Genomic DNA, 12,896 nt, shown 5'->3' with positions numbered 1-12,896 from the left:
GTGTGTTTATTGTTGTGCGGCGGCGATCCCGGCCTGCCGCCCGAAAAAGGTGCAGTCGGCCAGGCTCATGCCCGAAGAATAGCCATGGCCCCACGCCGGCAGGCCAGACGTGCAGCGGCCGGCGGCGTAAAGCCCGGGGATCGGCGCGCCGGCGCGGGTCAGCACTTCGCCCCGGGTGGTGGTTTTTAGCCCGCCCAGCGTGAAAAAGCTGAAATAGCTGGTCTGGAAATTCAGCTCCAGCGCCACGAACGGAGCCTGATCGAGCGGCACCAGCATCGGCGGCTGTTTGTCGAACAGCGGATCATGCCCGTCGCGGGCATGGCGGTTGTACACGTCCATCGTCGCCGACAGCGTCCCGGCGGGCATCTCCAGCTCCGCCTCCACTTCGTCCCAGGTGTTGCCGGTGCCGGCAATGGTGATCCCGGCGAGGTCAAGCGGCTGGGAAAAATGTGCGCTGTCGAGCAGCAGATAGACTTTGCCGCCGGGCTGGTCGACAGCACAGCGGCTGACCCGCCCGTGATAGCAATCCTCGTTGATGAAGCGCTGCCCGGCGACGTTCACGAACACGCCGTGCGCCTGGTCGGCGGGGATGGTCCACGGGCAGGTGGTGAAAAACTGGTCCATGTGGATGGCATCGCCGCCGACCGAAACCCCCAGCTCGATGCCGATCCCGTCATCCTTGTCGCCGATCGGGCTGTTCACGCGGAATGTGTCGGGGCAATATTTGCGCCGCATCGCTTCGTTGAACACGAAACCGCCGGTGGCCAGCACCACGCCGCGGGTTGCGCGCACAAACCGGTCGTGGTTGTCGATCCGCACCACCAGCCCGGCCACGCGCCCGTTGTCCGTGATCAGCGCCACGGTGCGCGCATCGACATGGATGTCTGCGCCCAGATCGCGCGCGCGGCGCTCCAGAATATTGACCAGCGGCCGCCCGCCGCCCCAGCCCATATGCTGAATGACATGGCCGCGCGGGGCGGGCTTGGCATGGTTGCGGAACGGTGTGGCGGCTTCGCTGCCCGACCAGATCAGCGTGGAATCGTCGGTCGGTTCGATCACTTTGCCGGGCAGGTAATTGCCGCGATAGGGCACACCCTGGTCTTTCAGCCATTGGTAATGCGCCAGCGCCTCAGCCCCGTACAAATCGCACTTCGCCTCATCCACGCACGGTCCGCCGGCCAGTTTCAGATAGGCGGTGAAATCCGCGACCGAATCCGAAAATCCCGCCGCAATCTGCGCGTCGGTGCCCCCGCCGATATAGATTTCCCCGCCCGACAGCGCCGATGCGCCGCCGCTGCCCGATGACCGTTCAAACAGCATGACCCGCACACCGGCCTCGGCCGCCTCGATCGCGGCACAGGCACCGGTCGCGCCGAACCCGACGATCGCCACCTCGGTGGTGAAATCCCAGTGCGGCACGTCTGCCAGGGGCAGCGGCTGGTAAGGGGAATAGGCAGGCATCGTCAGTCATTCTCCCAAGATGGCCGCACCCTGTTTCCGGGCATCAGCCTTTGCGTGGTCAGGCGTTTTGCGCTTTGAGCATGTCGAGCGCGACATCGACGATCATGTCTTCCTGTCCGCCAACCATCTTGCGGCGGCCCAGTTCGACCAGGATCGCGCGGGTATCCAGGCCATAGATCTCGGCCGCCTTTTCGGCATGGCGCAAAAAGCTGGAATAGACCCCGGCATAGCCCAGCGCCAACGTTTCGCGATCGACCCGCACCGGGCGGTCCTGCAGCGGCCGCACCAGATCCTCGGCCGCATCCATCAGCGCCATCACGTCGCAGCCGTGGTTCCAGCCCTTGCGATCGGCCGCGGCGATGAACACCTCCAGCGGGGCATTGCCCGCGCCCGCGCCCATCCCGGCCAGGCTGGCATCGATGCGCACCGCGCCACACTGCGCCGCGACGATCGAATTGGCCACGCCCAGCGCCAGATTGTGGTGCGCGTGCATGCCGCGCTGCGTTTCGGGTTTCAGCACGCGGTCATAGGCCACCAGCCGGTCATGCACGCCATCCATATCCAGCGCGCCGCCGCTGTCGGTAACATAGACGCAATGCGCGCCATAGCTTTCCATCAGCAGTGCCTGTTTCGCCAGCGCCTCTGGCTCGATCATGTGGCTCATCATCAGGAAGCCGCCGACATCCATGCCCAGATCGCGCGCGATGCCGATATGCTGTTTCGACACGTCCGCTTCTGTACAATGCGTGGCCACGCGCACCGATCGCACGCCCAGGTCATAGGCGCGGCGCAGTTCGTCAACCGTACCCAGGCCCGGCAGGATCAGCGTGGTAAGCACGCTGCGGGTCAGCACGCTGGCGACCGCCTCCAGCCATTCCCAATCGGTATGCGCGCCAAAGCCATAATTGAAACTGGTGCCCGACAGGCCATCGCCATGCGCGACCTCGATCGCATCGACCCCGGCCGCGTCGAGCGCGGCGGCAATCGCCATGACATGATCCAGGCCATACATGTGACGGATGGCATGCATGCCATCGCGCAAAGTCACGTCCTGGATATAGATCTTGTCGCCGGCTTCGACGGAAAACGCGCCCATCATGCCACCTCTTTTGCCATGCGGCGCGCGGCCAGCAATTCGCCCGTCGCCTTGGCCGCGGCGGTCATGATGTCCAGATTGCCCGAATACGGTGGCAGGTAATCGCCCGCGCCCTCAACCTCGAGCAGGATCATCGATTTGACGCCTGAAAATTCGCCAAGGCCGGGAATTTTCAGCCGGTTGTTGTCGCCAAACCGTTCGAACTGCACCTCCTGCTTCAGGCGATAGCCAGGCACGTACTTCTGCACCTCGGCCACCATGGCCTTGACCGAGGCGCGGATCGCGTCCTCGTCACCGCCTTCGGACAGCGTGAACACGGTGTCGCGCATGATCATCGGTGGTTCGGCGGGGTTGAGGATGATGATCGCCTTGCCTTTGGTGGCGCCACCAACCTGTTCAATCGCGCGCGCGGTGGTGCGGGTGAATTCATCGATATTGGCGCGGGTGCCCGGCCCGGCCGAGCGCGATGACACGCTGGCGACGATTTCGGCATAGTGCACTTTGGCCACCCGGCTGACCGCGGCCACCATCGGGATCGTCGCCTGCCCGCCGCACGTCACCATGTTGACATTGGGCGCGCCCAGATGGTCCTGCATGTTGACCGGGGGCACGATGAACGGGCCGATCGCCGCCGGGGTCAGGTCCACCACCTGGATACCGTCGGCACGCAGCGCCTCATCATGCACTTTGTGGGCATAGGCACTGGTCGCATCGAACGCGATGCCGATTTCGGGGTAAAGCGGGTGGGCGCGCAGCCCTGCCAGCCCTTCGTGCGTGGTGGCAATGCCGTGCGCGCGCGCCATCGCCAGCCCTTCGGAATCCGCATCGATACCCACGACGATCGCCAGTTCCATGTTCTGCGGGTATTTGATCATCTTCATCATCAGGTCGGTACCGATATTGCCCGATCCGATGATTGCCGCCTTTACGCGTGCCATTGCCATTCCTTCAGATAAAGTTCGCAACGCAGCTGCCGATCGCCCGGCCGCCATCGCTCAGCGTCATTTCAAAACGGTCGCCTTTGGTGGCCGGCGCCAGCGGGACCAGGCTGCCCGACAGGATCACGTCGCCGGCATCCAGCGTAACGCCATGCGCGCCCAGCGTGTTGGCCAGCCAGGCCACTGCCTGCGCCGGATTTCCCTGCACCGCATGACCATAACCTTCGGAAAGTGGCGCGCCATTTTTGGTGACCACCACATGGAGGCCGGGCAAGTCCAGCCCGCGCGGATCAAGCCGTTCGGCGCCGATCACGAACACCCCGCACGACGCGTTGTCGGCCACGGTATCGACAATCCCGATTTTCCAGTCGCGGATACGGCTGTCGACGATTTCGAAACACGGCGCGATTGCCTCGGTCGCGGCCATCACATCGGCGGCGGTCACGCCCGGCCCGTTCAGGCTGTCCTTCAGGATAAACGCAATTTCTGCCTCTGCACGCGGCGCGATCAGCGCGCGGGCATCAATGTCGATATCGCCGGTGACATGCATCCAGTCGGTCAGAAATCCGAAATCGGGCTGGTGCACGCCCAGCATGTCCTGCACCGCCTTGCTGGTTACGCCGATCTTCTTGCCGACCACGCGTTCGCCCTCGGCCACGCGCCGCGCCAGAAAATCCAGGCTGATGGCATAGGCATGGTCGATGGTCAGCGACGGGTCCTGCGCAATCAGCGGGGCCACGACATGCCGCCCGCGCAGCGCCGCGTGCAGCATGGCGCCATAATGCGCAGTCCGTGCAGGATTGGGCCGTTCAGCGTCGGGCATCGAGGAAATCGATCGCATAGGCGTTGAATTCGGCGGCGCGTTCGACTTGCACCCAATGGCCGGTGCGGCCAAAGGTCAGCGCGCGCACATCGGGGCAATGATCGAGGAAAATGCGCGCATGCGCCTCGGGGCAGAATTCGTCGTTGAGGCCCCACAGCACCATGATCGGCTGGGTAATCTCGGCCAGCCGCGGCGACAGGTCCGGCGTGCGCATGCGCACCAGCACGTCCTTTGGCTGGGTGCGCGCGACGGCAAAGCGTTCGGCAACCAGCGTATCGGTGATGTTGGGCGCAAAATCGGGGTGGACCAGGTTTGACACCAGCCGTTTCTGTTCGGCCAGATCGAAATCGGGGCCGCCAAAGTTCGACACCATCTTGGCAATGCCCGGCATCACGAAATAGGATTCGCGCGGCGCCACACAGCCCGGCGCCATCAGCACCAGATTGCGCGTGAATTCCGGGTGATCGAGCGTCAGCAGCAGCGCAATCCCGCCGCCCAGCGAATTGCCCACCATACTGGCACCGGTGATGCCGTGCGCCAGCAACGCCTCGTACACCGTGTCGGTGAACAGTTGCAGCGTGTAATCAATCCCTTCCGGCTTTGACGAGGAACCATAACCGATCAGATCGGGCAGGATCACGCGATAGCCGGCACCGACAAAGGCATCGATGTTCTGGCGGAAATTCGATGCGCCCGATGCTCCCGGGCCGCTGCCGTGCAGAAACACCAGCGGCGTCGCAGCCGGATCACCCGCTTCTTGAATGTGGATGTCGTAACCACCGGTCACGCGATAGGTTGCGACGCGAAGATCAGCCATGCGCGTGGGTCCCGGTTGTCAAAGGAATGTAAAGGTTGGTGCCTGGCCCAGGATACCCCCGACCAGATCCTGCGTGCGGTTGTTGGGGTCGTTGGCAACATGCGCGCGCCCGGCATGCAGGTCCAGCCATGGCTGAATGATCGGGCTGGAGGTATAGATCGCCCGGCCACCCAGCAGCGCCATCATCCCGTCCACCAGTTCGGCCAGCCGCCGCACCACGCTTGCCGAATTGTAGGCATAGAGCGTGCGCTTTTCCATCGGGATCGCTTCGCCACGGGTCGCATGGCCCATCAGGTCGTCAAAGGTCAGGCGCAGCGTCTGTTCCATCTCGATGACCTGGGCATGCGCTTTGGCGATTGCGGCCAGCAGAAACGGATCATTTTTCGATGCCTTGCCGGTGTTGGTCGAAACCCGGCTTTGCGCGATCTCGATCGCGGCATTGATCGCCGCGCGCGCGCCGCCAAACGCCGCGGTGGAAACCGACCGCATGAACACTTGCGCCCAGGGCAGGGTGTACAGCGGCCCGGGATTGGTTTCCTGCCCGGGGTTGGTGCACAGAAATCCGTCGACCGACCGGTGGGTGCGGTATTCGGGCACGAACACATCATCGACGATCACGTCATGGCTGCCGGTGCCCTGCAATCCGAACACGTGCCAGGCATCGCGATCGATGGCGTAATCGCGGCGCGGCAACAGAAATGCGCGCATGTCTGGCGCCCCGCCAGGCTCGGCCGACGGCACCAGCGCACCCAGCACGACCCACTGGCAATGCACCGACCCGGTGGAAAACCCCCAGCGGCCCGACAGGCGGAAACCGCCATCAACCACGGTGACTTTGCCGACCGGCTGATAGCTGGATGATACCAGCGTCGATTGATCTTCGCCCCACACTTCGGCCTGCGCCGCTTCGTGGAACAGCGCGATTTCATAGGGGTGGCAGCCGACCACGCCATACATCCACCCGGTCGACATGCATCCTTCGGCCAGCGCCTTTTGCACATCGTAAAACGCGTTGGGGTGCATTTCGTAACCGCCCCAGCGGCGGGGCTGCAGGATGCGGAAAAAACCCGCCTCCTGCATTTCGGCGATCGATTCTGCCGGAACGTCGCGATCGGCCACACACCGTGCGGCGCGCGCCCGCAGTGCCGGGATCATCGCGCGTGCGCGTGCGGCCAGTTCATCGGCGGTCGGAATGGTGTCGCGTGACGCGACAAGAGCGGCAAGTGCGGCCATTGCTGGTTATCTCCCTTCCATCCATCCCGTGATGCATCGACTCGCTGGCGGAGTTTTTAGTATCATTCGTAATTTTTATTGCCAGTGGATACGCAAATCGTCAATCAGAAACCACTCTAACCCACGATCATGCAGTTTCGTCCACGCCCATCCTGCTGGCAATCGTGTTTGGTGCGGTTTTCTGGCGGTCCGGGCCGCGCGTCTGGCGGCATAGACCTTTGCGCTTTGAAATAGACGGTTTACTACGCAAATCAAACCCAGCATAAGCAACCGGCACGCAATTGCCGATTTTTACTGCAAGCCTTATGCAGGAATCGATCGCAATGGCGCGCCGGCGCGGCAGATCGATCCTGCCGCGTCACACCACAAACACATGGGATGGATGATGGATAGCAAACCCGTCGAAACTGTCGACGTCGTCGTGATCGGTGCAGGTTTTTCCGGGCTCTATGCCATCCACCGGCTGCGCGGCGAACATAGCGTGGTGTGTTTCGAAGCCGGGGACGGGGTGGGCGGCACCTGGTACTGGAACCGCTATCCCGGCGCGCGGGTGGATATCCAGAGCGTCGAATATTCCTATGGCTTCGACGAAGATCTGCAGCAGGAATGGTCGTGGCCGGAATACTTTTCCGCGCAGCCCGATCTGGAACGCTATGCCAACCATGTGGCCGACCGGTTTGGCTTGCGCGATGCGATCCGCCTGTCCAACCCGGTGCAACGCCTGCGCTTTGATGCCGATACCAACCACTGGCACGTCCACACTGGCCGGGGCGATCACGTGGTGTGCCGCTATGTGGTCGCTGCGACGGGTGCGCTGTCGATCCCCAATGTGCCGGCCTGGCCGGGCCGTGACCGGTTTCCGGGCAAGATCCTGCACACCACCGAATGGCCGCGTGAAGGTATCGATTTTTCGGGCCAGCGCGTCGGCTTTATCGGCACCGGGTCGACCGGCATTCAGGCCATGCCGATCATTGCCGAACAGGCCGACCACCTGACGGTATTTCAGCGCACCCCGGCCTATTGCATGCCATCGGGCAACCGCCCGCTCGATGCCGCCTATGAAGCGGAATGGAAGGCCGATTATACCCCGCGCCGGCAGCGCATTCTGCAAACCTGGGGCGTATCGACGATCGAATACCCCAGCTATTCCGCGCTGGATTGCACACCCGAACAGCGCGAGGAAATCCTGGAAAAGGGCTGGCAATCGAAAAGCGCGTTCCAGCTGCTGGTGGCGTTCACCGATGTGCAGACCGACCGCGCGGCCAACGAAATCGTGTGCGAATTTGTGCGCAACAAGATCCGCAGCATCGTGCATGACCCGGTCGTGGCCGAACGGCTGTGCCCGACGACTTATCCGATCGGGGGTAAGCGGCTGTGCATCGGCAATGGCTATTACGAAATGTACAACCGCGACAATGTCACGCTGGTCGATGTGCGGTCGGTGCCGATTGTCGAATTCACCGAAAATGGCCTGCGCACGGCCGAGGCGGAATATCCGCTGGATGTGATCGTCACCGCCACCGGGTTTGACGCGCTGACCGGGTCGATGATGCGTATCGATATCGAAGGGCTGGGCGGCGTCAAACTGGCCGACAAGTGGGCAGAGGGGCCGACCACCTATCTTGGTGCGATGGTCGCCGGCTTTCCCAACCTGTTCATGATCCACGGGCCAATGACCCCGGGCGCGCAGGCGCAGATGATCACCACAGGCGAATGGCAGGTCAACTGGACTGCCGGGGTCATCGCCGACATGGCCCGCGACGGCTATACGCGCATCGACACCACGCCAGACGCCGAAGCGTGGTGGGCGGACGAGGTCAATGCCGTGTCGATGGCCACCGTCCACCGCTTCGCCGATTCCTGGTACAACGCGCGCAATATCGAGGGCAAAAAGGGCGGCTTCATGATCTATGTCGGCGGCTTCCCCCGCTATACCGCATTGAGCAATGGGGCGGTGCAGGACGGCTACAAGGGGTTCGTGCGGTCGTGACCCCGCTGGGCAGCCCCGCTGCGCTTGATCAAAACGTGCGCGTCTGCCCCCCGTCGGCCATCAGCGTCTGCCCGGTAACATAGCGCGACAGGCTGCTCGCCAGAAACACCGCCGCGCCGCCGATATCCAGTTCCGGATCACCGATCCGGCGCAGCGGCACGCGGGCGATCTGGCCGGCATAGGCCTGGGGGAAATGTTCGCGCCAGGTTTCGACCCCGGGCGACAGCGCGAATGGGCAGATCATGTTGACGCGCACGCCGTGTTCGCCCCATTCGACCGCTGCGGTTTTTGACAGCGACCGGATCGCCTCTTTCGCCGCGCCATACGACGCCTGCGTCGGCATGCCCTGGATGCCCGCGCCGCTGCCGAAATTGATCACCGATCCGGCGTTGGCGACCAGATGCGGGAACGCCGCCTGCATCAACAGAAACGTCGGCCAGAACCCGGTGTCAAACGCCACGTTCATCTGTGCGATCGACATATCCACCAGCGGCACTTGCGCAGATGCCTGTGCCGCGTTGACCAGCGTATCCAGCCGGCCAAAGCGCCGCACCGCTTCATCAACAATGCCGGGCAGCGCGTCGCGGTCGGCTAGGTCAACGCCCATGAAATGCACGGGGCCCAGTGTGCCAAGCTCAGCAGCGGTGGCTTCACCCAGCGCGATTTCGCGGTCCACGATCAGCACGCTGGCGCCGGCCTTGACCATGGCGGTGGCCACGCCCTTGGCCACGCCGCGCGCGGCGCCGGTGACAATCGCGACGGTGTCTTTCAGCAGCATGTCTGGTTCCCTCTCGGCTTTGCTGATTGCGTTGTGTGCAGGCATTGAAACACCCTATTTCATGGCAAAGTTCAATGAAAAACGAAAATATGCGTAGACCGGCGCGAAATTTTCCACGATTGACGTGGCGTCGCGGATTTGCTGGCGGTGCGGCCGGTGAGACCGGCGCATGGCCAGCGCGCCGCATCAAACGTTTTGCCCGCTTTTCTGGTTGCACGCGTAATTTTAAAAGCACTATGGTACGCAAATCGTCAATTGAAATGCATCAGAGCCTTCGATATATGCAAATTCGAATCCGGCGCAGGATCGAAAATCACCACTGCGAACAACCGGGCAAATCGGGAGAGTGCGCCCTTTATCGGGCAGGACAACCATGAAGGCGGGTATCGATCTTGATGGCCGCGTGGCCCTGGTCACCGGCGGCACCCGCGGGCTGGGCCTGCGCATCGCGATGGCGCTGGCCCATGCTGGCGCGCGGGTGGTGGTGTGTGCCCGCAATGCGCCCGACAGCCTGCCCGACGGGATCGCGTTCCGCGGCGCCGATATCCGTGATGCCGAACAGGCAAAGGCGCTGGTCGATGGCGTGGCGGCGGAATTTGGCCGGATCGACATCCTGGTCAACAATGCCGGCGGATCACCGCAGGCGGCGGCAGCGACGGCAAGCCCGCGCTTTTTCGATGCGATCCTGCGGCTCAACCTGCATGCACCGATGTATCTGGCGCAGGCGGCTTATGCGCATATGCAGCGCGCCGGGGCTGGCTCCATCGTCAATATCGCCAGTGTTTCGGGCACCCGCCCGTCGCCGATGACCGCCGCCTATGGCGCGGCCAAGGCCGGATTGCTTAGCCTGACGCAAAGCCTGGCGCAGGAATGGGGGCCAGACGGCATCCGCGTCAACGCCATCATCGCCGGGCTGATGCAGACCGAAAACAGCGGTGACACCTATGGCGACGCGGCCGCGCAGGCCGCCGTGGCACGATCGCTGCCGCTGCAACGCATGGGCCATGGTGATGATATCGCCGGCGCGGTGCTGTGGTTGTGTTCCGATCTGGCCGCGTGGGTCAGCGGCGCGCGCATCAATGTCGATGGTGGCGGCGAACGCCCGTATTTCCTCGATCTGGTCAAAGGAGGCTGATGGCCATGGGCATCAAGGCGCTTGGTTATGTCGTGATCGCAACCGCAAAGGCGGCCGAATGGCGCCATTTCATGACGCAAGTCGTCGGCGTGATGGACGCCGGGCATGCGCCCGATGGCGCCGCGCTGTACCGCATCGATGACCGGCCGTTCCGTTTTCGGATAGAGGCGGGTGACACCGAGCGGCTGCTGGCGGCGGCCTATGAAGTGGGCGATGCCGCCGAATTGGCGGCCCTGCGTGCGCAGATCGCCGCGCTTGGCCGGCCGGTGGCCGACCTCAGTGCCGAAGACGCCAGCGCCCGCGGTGTTGCGGCCTGTTTCCGCACCAGCGATCCCGCTGGCAATGGTCTGGAATTCTTTCACGGGGACACCCGCGATCACGTTGCCTTTGTGTCGCCGGCGGGCGTCAGCGGTTTTGTGACCGGCGCCATGGGCATGGGCCATGCGGTGTTTGCCGCGCTGAATTTCGATGAAACCTATGCCTTTTACAAGGGCATAGGCTTTGGCGATACCGATATCCCGCGCTTTCATTTCAGCGATGATCCGGGCGATCCCGGCATGGGTTTTGCGTTCATGCATGCGCAAAACGGCCGCCACCATTCGGTCGCGCTGGGGCAGATGCCAGCGCCGCCATCCGGTTGCGTGCATCTGATGCTGGAGATGAAAACGCAAAGCGACGTGGGCAAATGTCATGACCGCATGCGGCTGAACAAGGTCCCCGAAAGCGCCACGATCGGCCGGCATGTCAACGATCAGACTTTCGGCTTTTACATGCAGACGCCGGGCGGGTTCGACCTGGAAGTGGGGTCCGACCCGCTGGTGATCGATCCGGCCACCTGGGTTCCCACCGCGCACCTGCAGCCCAGCGAATGGGGCCATGTCTGGGCCTGGCAAAAGGCCATGGAAGAACAGGCCACACAGGGAGAAACAGCGTGATTTTGGACAAGCGGATGAGCGCCGACGACGTCGTCGCGCAACTGTCCGACGGTATGACCATCGGCATCGGCGGCTGGGCCACGCGGCGCAAGCCGATGGCGCTGGTGCGCGCGATCCTGCGGTCCGACGTAAAGGATCTGACCGTGGTGTCCTATGGCGGGCCGGATGTCGGCATGCTGTGCGCGGCGGGCAAAGTGAAAAAGCTGGTGTTCGCGTTCGTCAGCCTTGACCATTATCCGCTGGAACCGCATTTCCGCGCCGCCCGGCAAAGCGGCGCGATCGAGGTGCTGGAACTGGATGAAGGCATGTTCCACTGGGGCCTGCGCGCCGCCGCCATGCACCTGCCGTTCCTGCCCACGCGGGTGGGCATCGGCACCGACATCATCACGCAAAAGGGCTTTACCTTTAAAACGGTGACCAGCCCTTATGACGATGGTGAGGAACTGATCGCGATGCCGGCGCTCAACCTGGATGTCGCGCTGATCCATGCGCAACGCTCGGATCAAAAGGGCAACCTGCTGGTCACCTCGCCCGATCCGTTCTTTGATGAACTGTTCACGCGGGCCGCGCCCAAGGTCTACGCCAGCGTCGAACAGGTGGTATCGACCGCCGATCTCGATATCGAGGCCAACGCGCGTTTTGCGCTGGTAGAGCGCGCGCGCATCACCGGCGTGGTGGAGGCACCGTTCGGTGCGCACCCGACCAGCGCCAACCCGGAATATCACCTCGATCTCAAGCATCTGAAAACCTACGTCGACAGCGCTGCCTCGCCCGAGGCCTGGGCCGACTATCGCAAGACGTTCATCGACGTCAGCGATGCCGATTACCTCGCCGCCGTGGGCGGTGCCGAGACGCTGCGCGCGCTGCCTCGCCCGGTTTATTGAGGAGGATGACACCATGACCGAAGCCACCCTGGCAGACCTCGTCATCCTCGCCTGCGCGCAGGCCTGGCGCCACGACGGTGAATTGATGGCAACCGGGATCGGCCCGTTGCCCCGGCTTGGCTCTGCGCTGGCCAAGACGCTGTACAACCCCGCGCTGCAGACCACCGATGGCGAATACCTGTACGGCGATGAACCGGTCCCGCCGGGCAAGCGCACCGGGCCGATCGTCTATGAAGGCGTGGCCAATTATGAACGCGTGTTCGCGGCGCTGTGGGGCGGCCGCCGCCATTCGATGGTCGGCCCGGTGCAGTTCGACCGTTTCGGCCAGGCCAACATCAGCGTGATCGGCAGCCACGACAAACCGAAATCGGCGATGCTGGGCGCGCGTGGCTTTCCCGGCAATTCGATCGTTCACCCCAACAGCTTTTTCTTCCCCAGCCACAACAAGCGCGCGTTTGTCGAAGGTGAGGTCGATTTCGTGTGCATGGCCGGGTACAATCCGGCGCGGTATATGAACGGCAAGGCGCCCGCGGGGCTCGACCTGCGGGTAATCGTCACCAACCTGTGCGTGATGGATTTTGGCGGGCCCGATCACCAGGTGCGCGTGGTTTCGCTGCACCCCGGGGTCACCTTTGACGAGGTGCAGGATAACACCGGTTTCCCGTTGGCCCGGATCGCCGATGCCATTCCCGCAACGCCGGTGCCGACTGACGAACAGCTGGCGGTGATCGCCAGGCTTGACCCCAACAACGTGCGTGCGACGATATTCAAGGACAACCCGCCGGCACAGCGGGCCGCCTGAAGGA

At 63.4% G+C, this 12,896-nt stretch carries 12 protein-coding genes; 5 read left to right on the top strand and 7 right to left on the bottom strand.

Annotation, left to right across the window (positions count from 1 at the left end; all coding sequences use genetic code 11):
• Positions 1-6: 6 nt before the first annotated feature.
• Genes ABWP89_RS03545 through ABWP89_RS03520 form a run of 6 tightly spaced genes read right to left on the bottom strand, consistent with a single transcriptional unit; the run spans position 7 to position 6,368 of the window.
• Positions 7-1,461: an FAD-dependent oxidoreductase gene (locus tag ABWP89_RS03545; protein WP_353227281.1), complete on the bottom strand. Its 1,455-nt coding sequence runs from the start codon at positions 1,459-1,461 to the stop codon at positions 7-9.
• A 58-nt stretch (positions 1,462-1,519) separates the two neighbouring features.
• Positions 1,520-2,560, bottom strand: a complete 1,041-nt coding sequence (dmpG, locus tag ABWP89_RS03540) for a 4-hydroxy-2-oxovalerate aldolase (RefSeq protein ID WP_353227280.1) — start codon at positions 2,558-2,560, stop codon at positions 1,520-1,522.
• Complete coding sequence (locus tag ABWP89_RS03535; RefSeq protein WP_353227278.1) at positions 2,557-3,495, bottom strand: acetaldehyde dehydrogenase (acetylating); 939 nt, start codon at positions 3,493-3,495, stop codon at positions 2,557-2,559. The genes dmpG and ABWP89_RS03535 overlap by 4 nt, the downstream gene beginning before the upstream one ends.
• A 10-nt stretch (positions 3,496-3,505) precedes the next feature.
• Positions 3,506-4,318: a fumarylacetoacetate hydrolase family protein gene (locus tag ABWP89_RS03530; protein WP_353227276.1), complete on the bottom strand. Its 813-nt coding sequence runs from the start codon at positions 4,316-4,318 to the stop codon at positions 3,506-3,508.
• Positions 4,305-5,135, bottom strand: a complete 831-nt coding sequence (locus ABWP89_RS03525) for an alpha/beta fold hydrolase (RefSeq protein ID WP_353227274.1) — start codon at positions 5,133-5,135, stop codon at positions 4,305-4,307. Before ABWP89_RS03525 ends, ABWP89_RS03530 begins: the two co-directional genes overlap by 14 nt.
• 18 nt (positions 5,136-5,153) lie before the next feature.
• Positions 5,154-6,368, bottom strand: a complete 1,215-nt coding sequence (locus ABWP89_RS03520) for an acyl-CoA dehydrogenase family protein (protein ID WP_353227272.1) — start codon at positions 6,366-6,368, stop codon at positions 5,154-5,156.
• Between the two features lie 385 nt (positions 6,369-6,753).
• On the opposite strand from ABWP89_RS03520, the gene ABWP89_RS03515 reads away from it, so the two are divergent.
• Positions 6,754-8,358, top strand: a complete 1,605-nt coding sequence (locus ABWP89_RS03515; protein WP_353227270.1) for a flavin-containing monooxygenase — start codon at positions 6,754-6,756, stop codon at positions 8,356-8,358.
• A 28-nt stretch (positions 8,359-8,386) separates the two neighbouring features.
• On the opposite strand, the gene ABWP89_RS03510 is transcribed toward ABWP89_RS03515, so the two are convergent.
• The gene (locus ABWP89_RS03510; RefSeq protein WP_353227269.1) at positions 8,387-9,136 is read right to left on the bottom strand and encodes an SDR family NAD(P)-dependent oxidoreductase; all 750 of its coding nucleotides are present in this window, start codon (positions 9,134-9,136) and stop codon (positions 8,387-8,389) included.
• Positions 9,137-9,509: 373 nt separating this feature from the next.
• Between ABWP89_RS03510 and ABWP89_RS03505 the strand changes: the two genes are divergently transcribed.
• Genes ABWP89_RS03505 through ABWP89_RS03490 form a run of 4 tightly spaced genes read left to right on the top strand, consistent with a single transcriptional unit; the run spans position 9,510 to position 12,892 of the window.
• On the top strand, positions 9,510-10,271 hold the full coding sequence (locus tag ABWP89_RS03505; protein WP_353227268.1) for an SDR family oxidoreductase: 762 nt from the start codon (positions 9,510-9,512) through the stop codon (positions 10,269-10,271).
• Positions 10,271-11,206, top strand: a complete 936-nt coding sequence (locus ABWP89_RS03500; RefSeq protein ID WP_353227267.1) for a VOC family protein — start codon at positions 10,271-10,273, stop codon at positions 11,204-11,206. The genes ABWP89_RS03505 and ABWP89_RS03500 overlap by 1 nt, the downstream gene beginning before the upstream one ends.
• A gap of 14 nt (positions 11,207-11,220) precedes the next feature.
• The gene (locus tag ABWP89_RS03495) at positions 11,221-12,090 is read left to right on the top strand and encodes a CoA transferase subunit A (RefSeq protein WP_353227266.1); all 870 of its coding nucleotides are present in this window, start codon (positions 11,221-11,223) and stop codon (positions 12,088-12,090) included.
• Positions 12,091-12,103: 13 nt separating this feature from the next.
• Positions 12,104-12,892, top strand: a complete 789-nt coding sequence (locus ABWP89_RS03490) for a CoA-transferase subunit beta (protein ID WP_353227265.1) — start codon at positions 12,104-12,106, stop codon at positions 12,890-12,892.
• Positions 12,893-12,896 lie beyond the last annotated feature (4 nt).

The sequence above is a fragment of the Novosphingobium sp. genome (assembly GCF_040398825.1).
In the GTDB taxonomy this organism is placed as follows: Bacteria; Pseudomonadota; Alphaproteobacteria; order Sphingomonadales; family Sphingomonadaceae; genus Novosphingobium.
Note: the sequence above shows the minus strand (reverse complement) of the source record. Positions and strands in the feature narration are given on the sequence as shown.